Below are 20,247 nucleotides of genomic sequence, written 5' to 3' on the forward strand. Positions count from 1 at the left end.
CCGGGGGCCCGCTCGGGGGTCAGGAGGAGGCTGCGGCCTTCTTGCGGCGCGCCTTGTAGACGAGGGCGCCGCCCGCGCCGAGCACCGCGGCGCCGCCGATGGTCAGCGGCACCAGGCCCTCGGCGCCGGTGAACGCCAGCCCGCCGCCGTGGCCGCCGCCGCCCGGGCCGCCGTGGCTCGCCGACGGGGAGGGCGTGGCCCCGGCCGGGGCGCTCTCCGACGGTCCGGCCGAGTCGCTCGGGCCGGGTGACTCGGTGCCGCCCGGGGTCGAGGCGCTGCTCGACGGCGACGGGCTCTCCGACCCGCCGGTGCCGGTGGACGGGGACGCCGACGGGGACGGCGTCCCGGACGGCGAGGTCGGCGGCACGGTGGTGCCGGGGAGGCAGCCGGAGAACGGGTAGTGGTGGGTCTCGGCGCCGCCGCTGCCGGTGAGCGACTTCGCCCACACCGAGCCGTTCACCGGACCGCCCCTGCCGAGGTCGAACGCGGCGTTGGGGGCCAGGATGCTGCCCGGCCAGGCGTTTCCGCTGTGCTTGACGATCTTCGTGGCGGCAGGGAAGTTCCACAGCAGCTTGGCGCGCTCGGCGCCGCCGTCCGCGGACTGCAGCTTGTCGTCCAGCACGTAGGTCTTCTTGGCGTTGTCCCAGATCCAGAAGGAGCTGGTGGGCGCCTTGGTCTGGTCGTAGGAGCCGCCGGTGACGGTGATCACGGTGGAGGAGCCGGCCGGGACCTTCAGGTAGATCTCGTTCGCCTTCTGCAGGGTGTCCGCCGACACCGTGAAGACGTTGGCCTTGGCGTCGGCGCCGGTGAAGGTCAGCTTCCGGCCGTCGGCGACCGGGGCCGCGCCCGCGGTCTTCGCCAGCTCGGCGGAGAGCGCGCGCAGCTTGGCGAACTCGGCGGCGAAGTCGATCGGCGAGGCGCCCTTGGCCACGCCTTCCAGCTGGCCGCCGCCGACCACCTGGCCGGCCACCACGCCCTTGCCCTTCATCACCTGGACGTGGGCGCCCTTCTGGATCAGGTTGCCGCCGATCACCAGCGCGTGGCCGCCGGGCAGCGCGGCCACCTCGGCGGCGGTGAGCTCGTTGCCGACGGTGAAGCCGCCGCGGCTGAAGTCGGCGTTGCCGCCGATCGCGACCGCGCCTTCGGCGTCGGGGCTGTGGGTGTCGTCGCCCTCGATGAACTCGCCGTACTTCCCGGCGACGCCGAGGCTGAGGCAGGTGCCCTCGCCGGGGGCGGCGGTCGCGGGGGTGGGAACGACCAGGGCCGCGAGGGCGAGGGAGCCGCCGAGGGCCACGGCGGCAGCGGATATGGACTTGCGCATGTGCAGGACTCCGCGGGTGGATGCGGACAGGTGGGATGGAGCCCAACCGGTGAAAGGTATGGACCAAGTCGCACTCTTGCGGCCATTTGGTGAAGAGGTCAAGACCATTGACCGACACGCTCGAAATCGCCCGATCTGTCCGCGCGTCCCCCGATATGTCCCCCTCTACGCGCGGAGCGGGCCGCCCACCGCGCCCACCGCCGGGTCACCGCGTAAGCCCGCCTACGATGGTCCGGTGACCAACCCGTTCTCCCTCCTCGCCGAGCGCTGGCACCCGAGCCCGCAGCACGTCCGCCGGGCGGCCATGGCCGCCCTGGTGATGAGCGTGGTGATCGTGGTCACCGGCGGCGCCGTCCGGCTGACCGACTCCGGCCTCGGCTGCACCACCTGGCCCCGCTGCACCGGCGAAAGCCTGACGCCGACCCCCGAGATGGGCATCCACGGCGTCATCGAGTTCACCAACCGGATGCTCACCTATGTGCTGTGCGCCGCCGTCGGCTGGTTCATCCTGGCCGCCCGCTGCTCCAAGCCGTGGCGGCACTCGCTCACCAAGCTCGGCTGGGCGCAGTTCTGGCTGGTGATGTCGAACGCGGTGATCGGCGGCATCACGGTGCTGACCCACCTCAACCCGTACGTAGTGAGCCTGCACATGGTGGCCTCGCTGGGCCTGCTGTGGACGGCGGTGCTCGGCTGGGAGCGGGCCAAGGAGGGCGACGGCGAGCCGCGGCTGCTGGTCGCCCCGGCGATCCACCGCTTCGCGCAGGTGCTGGTGGCGTCGATCGGCGCGCTCGCCCTGGTCGGCACCCTGGTCACCGGCGCCGGCCACCACCCCGGCTCGGCCGGCACCCCCCGGATCACCACGTTCGACTACGACCGGCTCACCCAGGCCCACGCCGACCTGGTGTTCCTCTCGGTCGGCCTGACGCTGGCCGCGCTGCTGGTGTTCTCCGCCGTGAAGGCCCCGCCGGCCGCCCGCGCCCGGGTCCGCGAGCTGTTCGGCCTGCTGATGATCCAGGGCGTACTGGGCTTCGTCCAGTACTTCACCGACGCGCCGGAGATCATGGTCGGCCTGCACATGCTGGGCGCCGCCCTGGTCTGGGCCGCCGCCCTGCGCATCCCGCTGGCCCTGCGCAGCCGCGCCGGCATCCCGGCGCAGGCCACCGCCCCGTCGACCGAACTGGTCGCCTGAGCGGCACCCCCGAACGCACGACAGGAGCGCGGACGACCGTCCGCGCTCCTGTCGTGTCCGGGGCCGACGGCCCTCAGATCTGGATGCCCGCCATTCGCTTCCACTCGTACGGGCCGGTCTTCACCTTCAGGCCCAGCTCGCCCTCGAAGCTGTCGTGCAGGGTGAGCCCGGCGAGTTCGGCGGCCCGGCGGCCGATCGCGTAGCTGGGGGCGACCTGGTCGCCCCAGGCGCCGTCCGCGCCGACCACGACGATCCGGGTGGCGGTGCGGCCGACGTACTCGACGACGCCGTCGGCGTGGCCGCCGTGCTGCGCGGCGAAGCTGCTCAGGTGCTTGGCAAGGCGCTTGGCGCGGCGCTCGACGCGGGCGTCCGGCGCGGCGGTGGTGGCGGTCTCTGCGCTGGTCATGCCCGCATGCTACCGACCGGTAGCGCCGGTGGCGACGGCGCCGCCCTGTGCCGACGGCCACATGGCGGGCAGCGGCAGCTCGCCGGCGCCCGCGTAGGCCAGCGCGAAGGCGGCGCCCTCCGGCCCGGGGACGGCGATCCGGCGGATCCGCTCCAGCCGCAGCCGCAGCGCGAAGGCGCGCTCCTCGGGGCTCAGCCCGGCGGGCAGGTGGAGCAGGTCGAGCAGCTGCTCGGAGAACTCCTGGGTCCGCCAGGCGGCGTCCGACCGGCGCCGCTGGTACCCGTCCAGGGCGCTGCCGTCGCCGCCCGGCAGCTCGGCGAGCAGGGCGCCCGCCAGGTCGGCGGCGTCGGCGACCGCCGAGTTGAGGCCCTTCGCGCCGGACGGGGTGACGGTGTGCGCGGCGTCCCCCGCCAGCAGCAGCCGGCCGGCCCGCATCCGGGCGGCGACCCGGCCGCGCATCCGCAGCATGCCGGTCTCCAGCAGCTCGCCGAGGACGGGGTCGTCGCCGCCGAGCTCCAGCCGCCGGTACAGCTCGCCGCGGATCCGCGGCTCGTCCCAGCCGGCCGGCTCCTCCCCGGCGGGCACCTCCAGGTAGAACCGCCCGACGTCGGCGGTGCGCGGCATCATCCCGGCGAACCCGTCGGCGTGCACCGCGTAGCGGATCTGCTCGACCGGCCGGGAGATCCGGGCCAGCACCGTCAGCCAGTCGTACGGGTAGCGGCGTCCGAGCCCGCCCGCGCCGCCGGGGAAGGCCGCGGCGACGGTGCTGTGCGCGCCGTCGCAGCCGATCGCGTACTCGGCGCGCAGCGGGCCGTCGGCGGTGTCCAGCACCGGGCGGCCGTCGGCGTCGACCGTGACGCCCCGCACCGGGCGGTCGAACGCGATGGCGCCGCCGGCCTGCTCGTAGGCGGCGATCAGGTCGCGCAGCAGCAGCTGCTGCGGGTACACCCAATGCCGGATTCCGCCGGACAGCAGGCCGTAGTCGACCGCCACGTTCTCGCCGAGGCAGGTGAACTCGCACCGGCCGTGCCGCTCGCCCTCCGCGGTCAGCCGGTCGGCCAGGCCGAGCGCCCGCAGGTACTCGACCACCCGGTGCTCCAGCACCCCGGCCCGGGCGGCGCCCTCCACGGCCGTCCGGGACAGCCGCTCGTGGACGGTGACGGCGATCCCGGCGCGGTGCAGCACGTGCGCGAGCACCAGCCCGGCGGGCCCGGCGCCGACGATCGCGACGGTGGTGGTGCGGGGGGTCATCGGCGGCCTCCGGCGGCGAGCAGGGCGGCGACGGACGCGGCGGGCACCACGGCCGGGTCGAAGGTCTCGGTGACCACGGCCAGCGGCTGCGGGCCGTGCCACATCAGGTAGGTCTTGTACGCGGCGTCCGCGCCGTCCCAGTCCCGCACCCCGGCGTCCAGCACGGTGCGCCGGTGGCCGGTGCCGGAGGCCTGGAGGGCGGCGCCGATCGGCGCCCCGGTGTCGGTCAGGCACTGCTCGGCGGCGGCGGAGAGCACCGGCCGGGCGACCACCACGTTGCGGGAGAGCTCGGCGCCGCCGCCGGTGAGCACCGAGCGGCGGACGATCAGCTCCTCGTCCGGGCCGGCCCGCAGCAGCCCCGCCGCCCCGGGCGGCGCCGCGCCGGCCGCCACCCGCAGGTGGTCGGCGGACCCGACCCGCACCGGCCCGCGGATCCAGGCCGCCAGCAGGGTGGTGGTGAGCCCGTCCGCGCCGAGCAGCATCCGGGTGGGCGGTTCGGCGAACGCGCCGATGCGTTCGGCGAGCTCGGCGGGTTCCCGGGACAGGAACAGGTGTCCGGACAGGACGACGGACGGCAGCGGCATCGGTTTCCCCCGAAAGACGACGACAGGGTCGCGGCGGTCGCCGACCCTACGGGAGAAACGATTTCCGCTGACGAAACGTCACCCGTCGTCACGGAACCTCCCCGTCGCAGCGTGAATACTGGCCCCGTGACCGATTTCCGTGGCTGGCCGGCCGAGGCGCTGGAGTTCTACGAGCACCTGGAGGCCGACAACTCCAGGACGTTCTGGACGGCGCACCGCGCCCGGTACGAGGAGCAGGTGCGGGCCCCGATGGAGGCGCTGCTGGCCCGGCTGGAGCCCGAGTTCGGGCCGGGGAAGGTCTTCCGGCCGAACCGGGACGTCCGGTTCTCGGCCGACAAGTCCCCGTACAAGACGCACATCGGCGCGGTGCTGGAGTCCGGCGGGTACGTGCAGCTGTCCGCCGACGGGCTGGCCTGCGGGCTGGGCTACTACCACCTGGCGAGCGACCAGCTGGCGGCCTACCGCGCCGCGGTCGCCGAGGACGTGCCGGGCGCGGAGCTGGAGCGGGTGGTGGCGGCGGTGCGCGCCGCGGGGCCCGAGGTGGTCGGCCGGGACAGCCTGAAGACCGCGCCGCGCGGGTACCCGAAGGACCACCCGCGGATCGAGCTGCTGCGGCACAAGGGCCTGATCGCCTGGCAGGAGTGGGAGCCGGCGGCCTGGCTGGGCACCGCGAAGGCGTACGGCCGGGTCACCGGCTTCCTGCACGCGGCGGCCCCGCTGCACGAATGGCTGGAGAACCACGTCGGCCCCAGCGGGCTTGCGCCGCGCTGAGGCCGAGGGGTTCGAAGAGGTGGGGTGTCAGCCCAGGAACGGGTCGATCGCGATTTCCAGGAACAGCAGCGTCAGGTAGGTGATCGACCAGTGGAACAGCCGCATCTCCTTGAGCTTGGCGCCCACGATGCCGGCCTTGGCGCGCGACTGGAGCGCGTACGCCTCCTTCATCCACAGCACGCCGAGCACGGCGGCGGTGACCGGGTACAGCCAGCTGGTGTGCGCGACCGGCCACAGCAGCATCGAGGTCGCCACCATCACCCAGGAGTAGGCGACGACCTGCTTGGCGACGCCGATGTTGCCGCGGATCACCGGGAGCATCGGCACGCCGGCCCGGGCGTAGTCGTCGCGGACCTTCATCGACAGCACCCAGGTGTGCGGCGGCGTCCAGAAGAACACCACCAGGAACAGCAGCAGCGCCGACCAGGACAGCGAGTTGGTGACGGACGCCCAGCCGACGAACACCGGCATGCAGCCGGCGATGCCGCCCCAGACGACGTTCTGCGCGGTGCGCCGCTTGAGGCCCAGCGTGTAGACGAACACGTAGAACAGCAGGGCGGCCAGTGCGAGCGCCGCGGAGAGCCAGTTGACGAGGACGCCGAGCCAGACGGTGGAGACCACGGCCAGCGTGACGCCGAAGACGACGGCCTCCCGAGGGGAGACCATGCCGGTGACGATCGGGCGGCGCTCGGTGCGGGACATCACCGCGTCGATGTCGCGGTCGATGTACATGTTGAGCGCGTTGGCACCGCCGGCGGACAGGTACCCGCCGACCACCACCGCGAGGACCCGCCACAGGTTGGGCACGCCGCCCTGGGCCAGGAACATCACCGGCACCGTGGAGATCAGCAGCAGCTCGATGATCCGCGGTTTGGTGAGGGCGACGAAGGCCCCGATGCGGGCCCCGAACGGCCGGCGTGCGGTGCTCGTCCCTACCACCCCGGCGGGGCGGGATTCGACGGCGGTCACGGACACCTCAACAGTCGATGAACTTCCACAGGCGTCCTGGAGACCCGCAGGGTGCCCACCGTCCGCGCTGCGCGTACCACGCAACCATAGACGCTCCATATCTCCCGATCCGCCCCGGGGTCCCCCGGCGAGCCGTGCTCGTGCGCGTCTTACGCCTCGGACGGGCAAACCCTCCCCTGACGGGTGAATGTAGGACAGAGGAGTTGACGTCCCGCCAGGGGAATGCGACGCCGCCGATCCTCGTTGCCCGGCACGCAGGGTGAGGTGCCCCGCAAACGGTAGGCTCGCACAGAGAAGCGGGATCAACCCTCCGTGATCGGCACCAGCCACAGCGGCGTGGCCGACCGGTCCCCTTCACGGGGTGACACTTCTACAAAATTCCGGAAGGAGCCCTGAGTCAGGGTGAGCACGACGCCGAACGTATTCGAGTGGAGCGAGCTGGACCAGCGTGCCGTGGACACGGCCCGGGTCCTGGCCATGGACGCCGTGCAGAAGGTGGGGAACGGGCACCCGGGCACCGCCATGTCGCTGGCCCCCGCCGCCTACCTCGTCTTCCAGCGCTTCCTGCGCCACGACCCGACCGACCCGACCTGGGTCGGCCGCGACCGCTTCGTGCTCTCGCCGGGGCACACCTCCCTCACGCTGTACACCCAGCTGTTCCTGTCCGGTTACGGACTGTCGCTGGACGACCTGAAGGCCTTCCGGGTCGCGGGCAGCCGCACCCCCGGCCACCCCGAGCACGGCCACACCGCCGGCGTGGAGACCACCACCGGCCCGCTCGGCCAGGGCGTCGGCAACGCGGTCGGCATGGCGATGGCCGCCCGCTACGAGCGCGGCCTGTTCGACCCGGACGCGCCGGCCGGCACCTCGCCGTTCGACCACACCGTCTGGGCGATCGTCTCCGACGGCGACCTCCAGGAGGGCATCTCCGCCGAGGCGTCCTCGCTGGCCGGCCACCAGAAGCTGGGCAACCTGGTCGCGCTGTACGACGACAACCACATCTCCATCGAGGGCGACACCGCCACCGCGTTCTCCGAGGACGTGCTGGCCCGCTACGAGGCGTACGGCTGGCACGTCCAGCGGGTCGTCCCGAAGGCCGACGGCGACATCGACGTGGTCGCGCTGGCCGCCGCGCTGGAGGCCGCCAGGGCGGAGACCGGCCGGCCGTCGATCATCGCGATGCGCACCATCATCGCCTGGCCCGCGCCGAACGCCCAGGACACCGCCAAGGCGCACGGCTCGGCCCTCGGCGACGCCGAGATCGCCGCCACCAAGAAGGTGCTGGGCTTCGACCCGCAGAAGACCTTCGAGGTGACGGACGAGGTCGTCGCGCACGCCCGCGAGGTCGTGCAGCGCGGCCAGGCCGCCCGCACCGCCTGGGAGGAGCAGCTGCGCGAGTGGCGCGCCGCCAACCCGCAGCGCGCCGCCGAGTACGACCGGATCCAGATCGGCGAGCTGCCCGACGGCTGGGAGAAGGCCGTCCCGGTCTTCCCGGCCGGCAAGGACGTCGCCACCCGCAAGGCCTCCGGCGACACCCTGAAGGCCGTCGGCAAGCTGATCCCCGAGCTGTGGGGCGGCTCCGCGGACCTCGCCGAGTCCAACCTGACCACCATCGACGAGGAGTCCTCCTTCCTTCCGGAGGGCAACCCGCTCAAGAGCGCCTCGCCGTACGGCCGCACCGTTCACTACGGCATCCGCGAGCACGCCATGGGCTCCGTGATGAACGGCATCGCGCTGCACGGCCGCACCCGCATCTACGGCGGCACCTTCCTGGTGTTCTCCGACTACATGCGCCCCGCGGTCCGGCTCGCCGCGCTGATGAAGCTGCCGGTGGTCTACGTCTGGACGCACGACTCGATCGGCCTCGGCGAGGACGGCCCGACCCACCAGCCGGTGGAGCACCTGGCCGCGCTGCGCGCCATCCCCGGCCTCGCGGTGGTCCGCCCGGCGGACGCCAACGAGACCGCCGTGGTGTGGCGGACGGTGCTGGAGCGGCAGACCAGCCACCCCGGCCCGGTCGGCCTGGTGCTGACCCGGCAGGGCGTGCCGACCTTCGACCGCGAGGTGTTCGGCTCCGCCGAGGGCGCGGCCAGGGGCGGCTACGTGCTGGCCGAGGCCGAGGGCGGCGAGCCCAAGGTGATCCTGCTCGGCACCGGCTCCGAGGTGCAGCTGGCGATGCAGGCCCGCGAGGCGCTGCAGGCCGAGGGCACCCCCACCCGCGTGGTGTCGATGCCGTCGGTGGAGTGGTTCAACGAGCAGGACCAGGCGTACCGCGACAGCGTGCTGCCGCCGAACGTCCGGGCCCGGGTCTCGGTCGAGGCGGGCATCGCCCAGGGCTGGCGCGAGCTGGTCGGCGACGCCGGTCGGATCATCAGCCTGGAGCACTTCGGCGCCTCCGCCGACTACAAGGTGCTCTACCAGGAGTTCGGCATCACCGCGGAGGCGGTCGCGGGCGCGGCCCGCGCCTCGCTCCGCACGGTCGAGGCCGTCTCCCGCTAGCGGTCACGTCCGGCCCGGGGGACCGCACTCCCCCGGGCCGGACCCCAGGACTCCACCGCAGACGTACGAAGAACAGAAGAAGAGGGACTGAAGCACCATGACCGACGCATTGAACCGCCTCAGCGAAGAAGGCGTGGCGATCTGGCTGGACGACCTCAGCCGGGAGCGCCTGAACTCCGGCAACCTGGCCGAGCTGGTGCAGGAGAAGCACGTCGTCGGCGTCACCACCAACCCGACCATCTTCCAGAAGGCGATCGCCGGCAACGGCGCCTACAACCGCCAGCTGGAGGACCTCGCGGTGCGCAAGGTCACCACCGACGAGGCCGTCCGCATGATCACCACCTCGGACGTCCGGGACGCCGCCGACGTGCTGCGCCCGGTGTACGACGCCTCCAACGGCCGGGACGGCCGGGTCTCCATCGAGGTCGACCCGCGCCTCGCCCACGAGACCGCCGCGACGATCGCCGAGGCCAAGCAGCTGTGGTGGCTGGTCGACCGCCCGAACGTGCTGATCAAGATCCCCGCCACGCTGGCCGGCCTGCCCGCGATCAGCGCCGTGCTCGCCAAGGGCATCAGCGTCAACGTCACGCTGATCTTCTCGCTGGAGCGCTACAAGGCCGTCATCGACGCCCACCTGACCGGCCTGGAGCAGGCCAAGGCCGCCGGCCTGGACATCTCGCAGGTCGAGTCGGTCGCCTCGTTCTTCGTCTCCCGGGTGGACACCGAGATCGACAAGCGCCTGGACGCCGTCGGCGGCGAGGCCAAGGCCCTGCGCTCCAAGGCCGCGGTCGCCAACGCCCGCCTCGCCTACCAGGCGTACGAGGAGGTGTACGGCTCGGTCGACGGCAGCAAGCCCGCCTCGGCCCGCTGGCAGGCCCTGGAGGCGGCCGGCGCCAAGCCGCAGCGTCCGCTGTGGGCGTCCACCGGCGTCAAGGACCCGAGCCTGCCGGACACCCTGTACGTGACCGAGCTGGTCGCCCCGGGCACCGTCAACACCATGCCCGAGGCCACCCTGGACGCCACCGACGACCACGGCGTGGTCACCGGCGACACCATCACCCCGAACTACGCGGACGCCAAGGCCGTGCTGGACGCGGTCGCCGCGGCCGGCGTGGACTACGACGACGTGGTCCGGGTGCTGGAGGAGGAAGGCGTGCAGAAGTTCGAGGTCTCCTGGAACGAGCTGCTCGACACCGTCACCGCCGCGCTCCAGTCGCACGGCGACAACTGACTCCCGCTCACGAAACCGAACGGAAAGCGGAGCACACCACAGTGAGCAACACCCAGCCGTACCCGGACGTGGAGGGCACGGAGCCGGTCGGGGGAGACACCCTCGACCAGCCCGTCAACCCGCTGCGGGACCCTGCCGACCGCCGGCTCCCGAGGATCGCCGGCCCGTCCGGCCTGGTGATCTTCGGCGTCACCGGCGACCTGTCGCGCAAGAAGCTGATGCCGGCCGTCTACGACCTCGCCAACCGCGGCCTGCTGCCGCCGGGCTTCTCGCTGATCGGCTTCGCCCGGCGCGAGTGGGCCGACGAGGACTTCGCGCAGGTGGTGCACGACGCCGTCAAGGAGCACGCGCGCACCCCCTTCCGCGAGGAGGTCTGGCAGCAGCTCGCCAAGGGCATGCGGTTCGTCCAGGGCGACTTCGGCGACGACGACGCCTTCGACACCCTGCGCCGCACCATCGAGGAACTCGACCAGGCGCAGGGCACCAGCGGCAACTTCGCGTTCTACCTGTCGGTGCCGCCGAAGTTCTTCCCCACCGTGGTCCAGCAGCTGAAGAAGCACGGCCTGACCGACCCGCAGCCGGGCTCCTGGCGGCGGGCGGTCATCGAGAAGCCGTTCGGCCACGACCTGCAGAGCGCCCAGGAACTGAACCGGATCGTCCACGAGGTCTTCCCCCGCGACGAGGTCTTCCGGATCGACCACTACCTGGGCAAGGAGACCGTCCAGAACATCCTGGCGCTGCGCTTCGCCAACCAGATGTTCGAGCCGATCTGGAACCGGTCGTACGTCGACCACGTGCAGATCACCATGGCCGAGGACATCGGCATCGGCGGCCGGGCCGGCTACTACGACGGCATCGGCTCGGCCCGTGACGTCATCCAGAACCACCTGCTCCAGCTGATGGCGCTGACCGCCATCGAGGAGCCGGCGTCCTTCCACCCGAAGGCGCTGGTCGCCGAGAAGCTGAAGGTGCTCAGCGCCGTCAAGCTCCCCGCCGACCTGGGCAAGCACACCGTGCGCGGCCAGTACACCTCCGGCTGGCAGGGCGGCGAGGAGGTGGTCGGCTACCTGGACGAGGACGGCATCAACCCGGACTCCAAGACCGACACCTTCGCCGCCATCAAGCTGGAGATCAACAACCGGCGCTGGGCGGGCGTGCCGTTCTACCTGCGCACCGGCAAGCGGCTGGGCCGCCGGGTCACCGAGATCGCGGTGGTCTTCCAGCGCGCCCCGTACCTGCCGTTCGACTCCTACGCCACCGAGGAGCTCGGCCAGAACGCCCTGGTGATCCGCGTCCAGCCGGACGAGGGCGTCACCGTGCGCTTCGGCTCGAAGGTCCCCGGCACCGCGCTGGAGGTCCGCGACGTCACCATGGACTTCGCCTACGGCGAGTCGTTCACCGAGTCCAGCCCCGAGGCGTACGAGCGCCTCATCCTGGACGTCCTGCTCGGCGACGCCAACCTCTTCCCGCGGCACCAGGAGGTCGAGCTGTCCTGGCAGATCCTCGACCCGATCGAGCAGTACTGGGACGCCAACGGCAAGCCCGCGCAGTACCCGGCCGGCACCTGGGGCCCGGTCGAGGCGGACGAGATGCTCGCACGAGACGGCAGGAGCTGGCGCCGGCCATGAAGATCGACCTGACCAACACCACGTCCAGCAAGATCAACGCTGCCTTGATGGACGCCCGCCGGGCCAGCGGCTCGACCGCCGCCGGCATGGTGCTGACCCTGGTCATCGTGACCGACGAGGGCAGCGCGTACGACGCTCTGAAGGCCGCCAACGACGCCTCCCGCGAGCACCCCTCGCGGACCCTGGCCGTCATCAAGCGGGCCGGCCGCTCGCCCCGCGCCCGGGCCGAGACCCGGCTGGACGCGGAGATCCTGGTCGGCAGCGACGCCGGCAGCGGCGAGACCGTCATCCTGCGCATGCACGGCGAACTCGCCTCGCACGCCCAGTCCGTGGTCCTGCCGCTGCTGCTGCCCGACGCCCCCGTGGTGGTCTGGTGGCCGGACAACGCGCCGCTCAACCCCGCCCAGGACCCGCTCGGCGCGCTCGCCCAGCGCCGGATCACCGACGCGGTCACCGCCGAGTCCCCGGTCGGCCAGCTCGCCCAGCGGGCCAGCGGCTACACCCCCGGCGACACCGACCTGGCGTGGACCCGGATCACCGGCTGGCGCTCCATGCTGGCCGCCGCGCTCGACCAGCGCGACGTCAAGATCACCGCCGCGGTGGTCGAGGGCGAGTCGTACAACCCCAGCGTCGAACTGCTCGGCCTGTGGCTGCACAACCGCCTGCGGGTGCCGGTCGAACGGGTCGTCACCGGCGGCCCCGGCATCACCGCCGTCACGCTGCGCACCAAGGACGGCGACATCGTCCTGGACCGCCCCGACGGCCTGCTCGGCACCCTGTCGATGCCCGGCGCGCCCGACCGCATGGTCGCGCTCAAGCGCCGCGACACCGCCGAGCTGATCGCCGAGGAACTCCGCCGCCTCGACCCCGACGACATCTACGCCACCGCCGTCCGCACCCCCGTGGACCGGCTGCGCGAACGGATCGCCGGAGTCGAGCACGCGGGCCCCGGCGGCACCGTCGAGCAGGCGCACCTCGAGGAGCACGCGGCCGGCGAGCAGGAGCCGCCCGCCGCCACCAAGAAGGCCGCCGCCCGCAAGAAGAGCGCCCAGTGAGCGACAACCTGGTCCTGGTCCACCGCGACCCGGCGCTGCTCGCCGAGGCGGCCGCCGCCCGGCTGATCACCGCCGCGATCGACGCGCAGACCGCCCGCGGCACCGCCCACCTGGTGCTCACCGGCGGCCGCAACGGCAACGCCCTGCTCGCCGCGCTCGCCGCCCACCCGGCGCGCGACGCGGTGAACTGGGCGCAGGTCCACCTCTGGTGGGGCGACGAGCGCTACCTCCCGGCCGGCGACCCGGACCGCAACGCCGTCCAGGCCGCCGCGTTCCTGGACGCCGTCCGCCCGCTCGGCGCCCACATCCACGAGATGCCCGCGGACGACGGCGCCTCCCCCGAGGACGCCGCCGCCCGCTACGCCGGAGAACTCGCCGCGGTCGGCGCGGTCTTCGACGTCCTGCTCCTGGGCGTCGGCCCGGACGCGCACGTCGCCTCGCTGTTCCCCGGCCACCCCGGGGTCCGCGAGACCGGCAGCACGGTCGTCGCCGTCCACGACTCGCCGAAGCCCCCGCCGACGCGAATCTCGCTGTCCCTGCCCACCCTCCGCACCGCACGCCAGACCTGGCTCCTCGCCGCCGGCCCCGACAAGGCCGACGCCGTCGCCCTCGCCCGCACCACCCAGGACGCGGAGACGGCCCCGGCAGGCGCGGTCAAGGGCACCGAGAAGACCCTCTGGCTCCTGGACGAATCGGCAGCCGCCAACCTGTCCTGACCCACCGTCAGAACCCCGCACGCCCACCCGGCACCCCGCCGGGTGACGTGCCCCAACACCCCGTCAACTTCCGCCCCCCGCCGGGGAACCACCCGCAGACCGCGCCCCGCCAGGGAGCCGGCCCCAGCCCCGCGCCCCACCAGGGACGCGGGGAACTGCGCAAGGGGGAACGCGACAACCGGAAAGCCGCCCACCCGGAGAACTCCAATCCCCGGGTGGGCGGCTCCACCGCAACACTCGCGCCCCGCCAGGGACGCGGGGAACTGCGCGAAGGGGAACGCGACAACCGGAAAGCCGCCCACCCCGGGGAAATCCAACCCCCCGGCGGCTTTCGCCATCTCAGGTGCGCTCCCCCGAAGGGACCGCCACAGCAGAAAGCCGCCCACCCGGAGAACTCCCCAGGTGGGCGGCTTTCGCGTTGCCGTACGGCTCAGATCTCGCCGCGCAGCTTGGCCAGCGCCTCAGCGAGAATCGCCTCGCCGTCCGCGTCCGTCCGCCGCTCGCGCACGTACGCGAGGTGCGTCTTGTAGGGCTCGTTGCGGGCCGGGGCGGGCGGGTTGTGCTCGTCCTGGCCGGCCGGGAACCCGCAGCGGGGGCAGTCCCAGGTGTCCGGGATGGCCGCCTCCGCGGCGAAACTGGGGCGCGTCTCGTGCTTGTTCGCGCACCAGAAGGAGATCCGGTTGCGGGGGGCGGACTCGCCGCGCTCCGCCTCCCCCATCGGGCCGGCACCGACTCTGCTGCCTCGGATCGCGTTGCCACTTGCCACGGTCTGACTCCCCTGCGTGCTGGTGCCGTCCGGCCGCGGCTGGGCGGACGGTGGCGAAGTCGTCCTAGTGTAAGCGGCAGTTAAGGCTGTGCCACCACCGCCCGCCGACTTCCTGTCAGTTGTCGGCGTCAGTCGTGACCGTCAGCTGCTGCCCTTGAGCAGCAGCCCGAGCACGATGATGCAGGCGAACCAGGCCAGGCCGATCACGATGGTGATGCGGTCCAGGTTCCGCTCGGCCACGGCGGAGCCGCCGCCGGTGGACATCGCGCCGCCGCCGAACATGTCGGACAGACCGCCGCCCTTGCCCTTGTGCAGCAGCACCAGCATGATCATCAGAACGCTGAGGACGATCAGCGCAATCTCGAACCCGAGAACCACGACGGGACCAACTCTCTCGAATCTTCGGCGAAGGGGCCGGGCCCGCGTTACGCGGTCCGGCCCCAAAGCCTACGTTGCTGCGGCGGCGTTAGCCTACTGCCTGGTCACGGAAGCGCACGATCTTGACGAACTCGTCGGCGTCGAGCGAGGCGCCGCCGATCAGTCCGCCGTCCACGTCGGGCTTGGCCATCAGGCCGGCCGCCGACGAGGACTTCACCGAACCGCCGTACAGGACACGGACCTTGTCGGCCAGCTCGGTGCCGTACAGCTCGCCGAGCCGGGCCCGGATCGCGCCGCACACCTCCTGCGCGTCCTCGGGGGTGGCGACCTCGCCGGTGCCGATCGCCCAGACCGGCTCGTAGGCGACCACGATGCTCTCCGCGTCGCCGGCCGGGACGCCGTCCAGCGCGCCGTCCAGCTGCCCGAGGGTGTACTCGACGTGGGTACCGGCCTTGCGGATCTCCAGCGGCTCGCCGATGCACAGGATCGGGGTGATCCCGCTGCGGTAGGCGGCCTTCACCTTGGCGTTGACGATCTCCTCGTTCTCGCCGTGGTACTGGCGGCGCTCGGAGTGGCCGATCACCGCGTAGGCGCACTTCAGCTTCGCCAGCATCGGGCCGGACACCTCACCGGTGTAGGCGCCGCCGTCGTGCTGCGAGATGTCCTGCGAGCCGTACTTGATCTTCAGCTTGTCGCCGTCGACCAGGGTCTGCACGGAGCGCAGGTCGGTGAACGGGACCAGCACCGCGACCTCGACGGCCGCGTAGTCCTTGTCGGCCAGCGAGAACGCCAGCTTCTGGACGTGGCGGATGGCCTCGAAGTGGTCGAGGTTCATCTTCCAGTTGCCCGCCATCAGCGGGAGACGCTCAGTCATGTCTCTCTCAGTCCTCCAGGGCGGCGAGACCGGGAAGGGTCTTGCCCTCCAGGTACTCGAGGCTCGCGCCACCGCCGGTCGAGATGTGTCCGAACTTCGCCTCGTCGAACCCCAGGGTGCGGACCGCCGCCGCCGAGTCGCCGCCGCCGACCACGGTGAACGCGTCGGAGTCGACCAGCGCCCGGGCGACCGCCCGGGTGCCGTCCGCGAACGCCGGGTGCTCGAACACGCCCATCGGGCCGTTCCAGAACACGGTCTTTGCGTCGGCGATCTTCTCCGCGAACAGCTGCGCGGTCTTCGGGCCGATGTCCAGGCCCAGCGCGCCGTCCGGGATGGCGTCCACGTCGACCACCGCGAAGTCGTCCACCGGGGCGCCGCCCTTGACGTCCGGGAACGAGCCGGACACCGCGGTGTCCAGCGGGATCACGAACTCCACGCCCTGCTCGGCGCCGCGCTTCAGGTAGTCCTGGACGACCGGGATCTGGTCCTCCTGGAGCAGCGAGGCGCCGACGCCGTGGCCCTGGGCGGCGATGAAGGTGTACATCATGCCGCCGCCGATCAGGATCCGGTCGGCCTTGCCGAGCAGGTTCTCGATCACGCCGACCTTGTCGGAGACCTTGGAGCCGCCGAGCACCACCACGTACGGGCGGGCCACGTCCTCGGTGAGGCGCTTGAGGACGCCCACCTCGGTGGCGATCAGGTCGCCGACCGCGTGCGGCAGGCGGGCGGGCAGGTCGTAGACGGAGGCGTGCTTGCGGTGCACCGCGCCGAAGCCGTCGCCGACGTACAGGTCCGCCAGGGCGGCCAGCTCGTCGGCGAACGCGCCGCGCTCGGCGTCGTCCTTGGAGGTCTCGCCGGCGTTGAAGCGCAGGTTCTCCAGCAGCGTGACCTCGCCGTCGCCGAGAGCGGCGACGGTGGCCTTCGCGCTGTCCCCGACCGTGTCGGTGGCGAAGCTCACCGGGCGGCCGAGGATTTCGCCGAGGCGGACCGCCACCGGCGCGAGCGAGAACTTCGGGTCCGGCTCGCCCTTCGGGCGGCCCAGGTGCGAGGCGACGACCACCCGGGCGCCGCGCTCGGCGAGCTTGGCGATGGTCGGCGCGACGGCCCGGATCCGGCCGTCGTCGGTGATGGTGTCACCGGACAGCGGCACGTTGAGGTCGGCGCGGACGAACACCCGCTTGCCGGAGACCTCCAGGTCTTCGATCGTCTTCACGGTCTTGCTCCTCAGGGGGATGGGTCGGCAGGCGGCGACACGGGGCAGCGGGTCACACACCGGAAAAGAGGTAGGACGGACGAGGGTGGGCGCAGCGGCAGGGCCCGGTCGGCGGTGACAGCCGTCCGGGCCCTGCCCCTTACGTCACGTCAGCTACCGCTGGGAGTCAGAGCTGCTCGCCGACGACGGCGACCAGGTCGACGAGGCGGTTCGAGTAGCCGAACTCGTTGTCGTACCAGCCGAGCACCTTGACCTGGTTCCCCTGAACCATCGTCAGCTGGGAGTCGAAGATGCAGGAGTGCGGGTCGTTCACGATGTCCGAGGACACGATCGGGTCCTCGGTGTACGCCAGGATGCCCTTCAGCGAGCCTTCCTGGGCGGCCTTCTGGAACGCGGCGTTGACCTCGTCCTTGGTGACCTCGCGCTCCAGGGTGACCACCAGGTCGGTGATCGAGCCGGTCGGGACCGGGACGCGCAGCGAGGTGCCGTCCAGCTTGCCCTTCAGCTGCGGGAGGACCAGGGCGGTGGCCTTGGCGGCACCGGTCGAGGTCGGAATGATGTTCTGCGAGGCGGCGCGGGCGCGACGCAGGTCCTTGTGCGGGAAGTCCAGGGTGACCTGGTCGTTGGTGAAGGCGTGCACGGTGGTCATCAGGCCCTTGACGATGCCGAAGTTCTCGTCGAGAACCTTCGCCATCGGCGCCACGCAGTTGGTGGTGCAGGAGGCGTTGGAGATGACGTGGTGCGCAGCCGCGTCGTACTTGTCGTCGTTGACGCCCAGCACGACGGTGATGTCCTCGCCGGAGGCGGGCGCCGAGATGATGACCTTCTTCGCGCCGGCCGCCAGGTGCTTCTTCGCACCTTCGGCCTTGGTGAAGATGCCGGTGGACTCGACGACGATGTCGGCGCCCAGCTCGGCCCAGGGGAGGTTCGCGGGGTCACGCTCGGCGGTGACCTTGAAGGTGTGACCATCGACGGTGATGGTGTCCTCGGTGTGCGAGACCTCGCCGGGGAAGGTACCGAGAGTGGTGTCGTACTTGAGCAGGTGAGCCAGCGTCTTGGTGTCGGTCAGGTCGTTGACACCGACGATTTCGATGTCCGCGCCCTGGGCCTTGACCGCACGGAAGAAGTTGCGGCCGATGCGGCCGAACCCGTTGATGCCTACCCGGATCGTCACGAACCGATCTCCTAACAGGTACGCCGGGCCGGAGCCCGACGGGGGTGAAATTTTGGGTTTCCCCGACCACTGCTGACCCTACCTCCCCCAAGTGTCGCAAGGCACATCGCCTCACCGGTAGGGCGCAAGGGCCCAGATGGCCGAAAGGAGCGCGCGGGCTTGTCCGCGGCGGATGCCGCGTCATGCTCCGCACGCCCCTTCGGGGTTGCGTTCCGGGAGGCCGACGGCCGGTCAGCTCAGGGCCATCTCCTCCGTCAGGTTGGCCTCGGTGTTGGGCAGGCCGAGTTCGGCGGCGCGCTTGTCGGCCATCGCCAGCAGGCGACGGATCCGGCCCGCCACCGCGTCCTTGGTCAGCGGCGGGTCGGCGAGCGCGCCGAGCTCCTCCAGCGAGGCCTGCTTGTGCTGCATGCGCAGCGCGCCGGCCGCCGCCAGGTGCTCGGGCACCTCCTCGCCGAGGATCTCCAGCGCGCGGGCGACCCGGGCGCCGGCCGCGACCGCGGCGCGGGCCGAGCGGCGCAGGTTGGCGTCGTCGAAGTTGGCCAGCCGGTTGGCGGTGGCCCGGACCTCGCGGCGCATCCGGCGCTCCTCCCAGGCCAGCACCGACTCGTGCGCGCCGAGCCGGGTGAGCAGTGCGCCGATCGCGTCGCCGTCGCGGATCACCACCCGGTCCACGCCGCGCACCTCGCGGGCCTTGGCGGGGATGCCGAGCCGGCGGGCCGCGCCGACCAGGGCGAGCGCCGCCTCCGAGCCCGGGCAGGTGATCTCCAGCGAGGAGGAGCGGCCGGGCTCGGTGAGCGAGCCGTGCGCCAGGAACGCGCCGCGCCAGGCGGCCTCCGCGTCGCAGGTCGCGCCGGACACCACCGCCGGGGGCAGGCCCCGGATCGGCCGTCCGCGCCCGTCCACCAGCCCGGTCTGCCGGGCCAGCAGCTCGCCGTCCTTCACCACCCGCACCACGTACCGGCTGCCGCGACGCAGCCCGCCGGGGGCCATCACCACCAGATCCGAGGAGTGTCCGAAGATCTCCAGGAGGTCCTTGCGCAGCCGCCGTGCCGCAATGCCGGTGTCCAGCTCCGCCTCGATCACGATGCGGCCGCTCACAATGTGCAGTCCGCCCGCGAAACGCAGGATCGCCGAAACCTCCGCCTTGCGGCAGCAGGCACGGGTGACGGGAAGCCGGGAGATCTCGTCTTTCACCGCTGCCGTCATCGCCATGGGCCGATCCTTCCATGAGTCCGGAAAATCCGGTCGTACGCCGCGGCCAAGAGCTCCGGGTCGTGTCGCGGGGTGCCGTCGGCACGGGCCACCGGGTCGAGCACCAGGGCGGCGCCCATCCGCTTCGCGGCCTGCTCCAGGCCCGTCAGGTCGGCGAGCCCGAAAGCTCCTCCGCTGACAGCCCGCTCATCCACCAGGATCGCATCCACCGCGAGGTCCGGAGCGTGGTCGGCGATCACCTCCAGGTGGCGCTGCGGGGTGAAGCCCTCGGTCTCGCCGGGCTGCGGCGCCAGGTTGAGGGTCAGCAGCCGGCGGGCCCGGGTCTCCACGAGGGCCTTCGCCAGCTCCGGCACCAGCAGGTGCGGCAGCACGCTGGTGAACCAGGAACCGGGGCCGAGCACCACCCAGTCCGCCTCCAGGACGGCCTGCACGGCCTCCGGGACGGCGGGCGGCTCGTCCGGCAGCAGGCGGATCGACTGCACCGTACCCGGCGTCACCGCCACCGCGGCCTGGCCGCGCACCGCCGACACCTCGCCGGGCCGCAGCGGGTCGTGGCCGCGCACCAGCGCCTCGATGTCCAGCGGCACCGCGGACATCGGCAGCACCCGGCCCTGCACGTTCAGCAGCCGGCCCACCCAGTTCAGCGCCTCCACCGGGTCGCCGAGCTTCTCCCACAGCGCCACGATCAGCAGGTTGCCGACCGCGTGGCCGCCGAGCTCGCCGGTGCCGGTGAAACGCTGCTGGATCACCTCGGACCAGGTGCGGCCCCAGTCGTCGTCCCCGCACAGCGCGGCCAGCGCCTTGCGCAGGTCACCGGGCGGCAGGACGCCGAGCTCGGTGCGCAGCCGACCGCTGGAGCCGCCGTCGTCGGCGACGGTGACGATGGCGGTCAGCTCGGTGGTCAGCCGGCGCAGCGCGGACAGCGACGCGGACAGGCCCTGGCCGCCGCCCAGCGCGGCGATCTTCGGCACACCGGGACGCGACCCGGAGGCCCGGTCGGCAGGTCTGGT

The 20,247-nt window shown here is 72.4% G+C and carries 19 protein-coding genes; 7 read left to right on the forward strand and 12 right to left on the reverse strand.

Going from position 1 to position 20,247, the window contains the following annotated elements; all coding sequences use genetic code 11:
• Positions 1-19: 19 nt before the first annotated feature.
• A complete protein-coding gene (locus tag ACIQF6_RS22280; protein ID WP_400897606.1) occupies positions 20-1,321 on the reverse strand; it encodes a choice-of-anchor A family protein in 1,302 nt (433 codons plus the stop codon).
• Positions 1,322-1,556: 235 nt separating this feature from the next.
• On the opposite strand from ACIQF6_RS22280, the gene ACIQF6_RS22285 reads away from it, so the two are divergent.
• On the forward strand, positions 1,557-2,510 hold the full coding sequence (locus tag ACIQF6_RS22285) for a heme A synthase (protein ID WP_400897608.1): 954 nt from the start codon (positions 1,557-1,559) through the stop codon (positions 2,508-2,510).
• A 73-nt stretch (positions 2,511-2,583) separates the two neighbouring features.
• On the opposite strand, the gene ACIQF6_RS22290 is transcribed toward ACIQF6_RS22285, so the two are convergent.
• Genes ACIQF6_RS22290 through ACIQF6_RS22300 form a run of 3 tightly spaced genes read right to left on the reverse strand, consistent with a single transcriptional unit; the run spans position 2,584 to position 4,751 of the window.
• Entirely contained in the window at positions 2,584-2,916 is a 333-nt protein-coding gene (locus tag ACIQF6_RS22290) for a hypothetical protein (RefSeq protein ID WP_400897610.1), read from the reverse strand.
• Between the two features lie 9 nt (positions 2,917-2,925).
• Positions 2,926-4,167: an FAD-dependent monooxygenase gene (locus ACIQF6_RS22295; protein WP_400897612.1), complete on the reverse strand. Its 1,242-nt coding sequence runs from the start codon at positions 4,165-4,167 to the stop codon at positions 2,926-2,928.
• The gene (locus tag ACIQF6_RS22300) at positions 4,164-4,751 is read right to left on the reverse strand and encodes a hypothetical protein (RefSeq protein ID WP_400897614.1); all 588 of its coding nucleotides are present in this window, start codon (positions 4,749-4,751) and stop codon (positions 4,164-4,166) included. Before ACIQF6_RS22300 ends, ACIQF6_RS22295 begins: the two co-directional genes overlap by 4 nt.
• Positions 4,752-4,877: 126 nt before the next feature.
• Here ACIQF6_RS22300 and ACIQF6_RS22305 point away from each other — a divergent pair, with 126 nt between their 5' ends.
• On the forward strand, positions 4,878-5,522 hold the full coding sequence (locus tag ACIQF6_RS22305) for a DUF2461 domain-containing protein (protein ID WP_400897615.1): 645 nt from the start codon (positions 4,878-4,880) through the stop codon (positions 5,520-5,522).
• Positions 5,523-5,549: 27 nt separating this feature from the next.
• Here ACIQF6_RS22305 and ACIQF6_RS22310 read toward each other — a convergent pair whose 3' ends face one another.
• Positions 5,550-6,491: a heme o synthase gene (locus ACIQF6_RS22310; protein WP_400897616.1), complete on the reverse strand. Its 942-nt coding sequence runs from the start codon at positions 6,489-6,491 to the stop codon at positions 5,550-5,552.
• 402 nt (positions 6,492-6,893) lie between these two features.
• Here ACIQF6_RS22310 and tkt point away from each other — a divergent pair, with 402 nt between their 5' ends.
• The 5 genes from tkt to pgl all read left to right on the forward strand — a co-directional run bounded on the left by tkt (position 6,894) and on the right by pgl (position 13,620).
• Positions 6,894-8,990, forward strand: a complete 2,097-nt coding sequence (tkt, locus tag ACIQF6_RS22315; protein ID WP_400897617.1) for a transketolase — start codon at positions 6,894-6,896, stop codon at positions 8,988-8,990.
• A gap of 97 nt (positions 8,991-9,087) precedes the next feature.
• A complete protein-coding gene (tal, locus tag ACIQF6_RS22320) occupies positions 9,088-10,221 on the forward strand; it encodes a transaldolase (protein ID WP_400897618.1) in 1,134 nt (377 codons plus the stop codon).
• A gap of 68 nt (positions 10,222-10,289) precedes the next feature.
• Positions 10,290-11,849: a glucose-6-phosphate dehydrogenase gene (gene zwf / locus ACIQF6_RS22325; protein WP_400897829.1), complete on the forward strand. Its 1,560-nt coding sequence runs from the start codon at positions 10,290-10,292 to the stop codon at positions 11,847-11,849.
• On the forward strand, positions 11,846-12,904 hold the full coding sequence (gene opcA, locus ACIQF6_RS22330) for a glucose-6-phosphate dehydrogenase assembly protein OpcA (protein ID WP_400897619.1): 1,059 nt from the start codon (positions 11,846-11,848) through the stop codon (positions 12,902-12,904). Before zwf ends, opcA begins: the two co-directional genes overlap by 4 nt.
• The gene (gene pgl, locus ACIQF6_RS22335; RefSeq protein ID WP_400897620.1) at positions 12,901-13,620 is read left to right on the forward strand and encodes a 6-phosphogluconolactonase; all 720 of its coding nucleotides are present in this window, start codon (positions 12,901-12,903) and stop codon (positions 13,618-13,620) included. Before opcA ends, pgl begins: the two co-directional genes overlap by 4 nt.
• Positions 13,621-14,050: 430 nt before the next feature.
• Here the strand turns inward: pgl and ACIQF6_RS22340 are convergent, their stop codons facing one another.
• The 7 genes from ACIQF6_RS22340 to yvcK all read right to left on the reverse strand — a co-directional run bounded on the left by ACIQF6_RS22340 (position 14,051) and on the right by yvcK (position 20,208).
• A complete protein-coding gene (locus ACIQF6_RS22340; protein WP_073814874.1) occupies positions 14,051-14,386 on the reverse strand; it encodes an RNA polymerase-binding protein RbpA in 336 nt (111 codons plus the stop codon).
• Positions 14,387-14,527: 141 nt separating this feature from the next.
• A complete protein-coding gene (gene secG, locus ACIQF6_RS22345; protein WP_100589701.1) occupies positions 14,528-14,764 on the reverse strand; it encodes a preprotein translocase subunit SecG in 237 nt (78 codons plus the stop codon).
• An 88-nt stretch (positions 14,765-14,852) separates the two neighbouring features.
• Positions 14,853-15,638 (reverse strand): triose-phosphate isomerase, encoded by a 786-nt coding sequence (tpiA, locus tag ACIQF6_RS22350; RefSeq protein WP_400897621.1) that lies wholly within the window; start codon positions 15,636-15,638, stop codon positions 14,853-14,855.
• A gap of 7 nt (positions 15,639-15,645) precedes the next feature.
• A complete protein-coding gene (locus ACIQF6_RS22355) occupies positions 15,646-16,851 on the reverse strand; it encodes a phosphoglycerate kinase (protein WP_400897622.1) in 1,206 nt (401 codons plus the stop codon).
• A 166-nt stretch (positions 16,852-17,017) separates the two neighbouring features.
• Positions 17,018-18,025, reverse strand: coding sequence for a type I glyceraldehyde-3-phosphate dehydrogenase (gap, locus tag ACIQF6_RS22360; RefSeq protein WP_400897623.1), 1,008 nt, complete (start codon positions 18,023-18,025; stop codon positions 17,018-17,020).
• Between the two features lie 231 nt (positions 18,026-18,256).
• The gene (whiA, locus tag ACIQF6_RS22365) at positions 18,257-19,237 is read right to left on the reverse strand and encodes a DNA-binding protein WhiA (RefSeq protein ID WP_100589697.1); all 981 of its coding nucleotides are present in this window, start codon (positions 19,235-19,237) and stop codon (positions 18,257-18,259) included.
• Positions 19,228-20,208, reverse strand: a complete 981-nt coding sequence (yvcK, locus tag ACIQF6_RS22370) for a uridine diphosphate-N-acetylglucosamine-binding protein YvcK (RefSeq protein WP_400897624.1) — start codon at positions 20,206-20,208, stop codon at positions 19,228-19,230. The genes whiA and yvcK overlap by 10 nt, the downstream gene beginning before the upstream one ends.
• Positions 20,209-20,247: the final 39 nt, after the last annotated feature.

This window comes from Kitasatospora sp. NPDC092948, assembly GCF_044754805.1.
Classification (GTDB): Bacteria; Actinomycetota; Actinomycetes; order Streptomycetales; family Streptomycetaceae; genus Kitasatospora.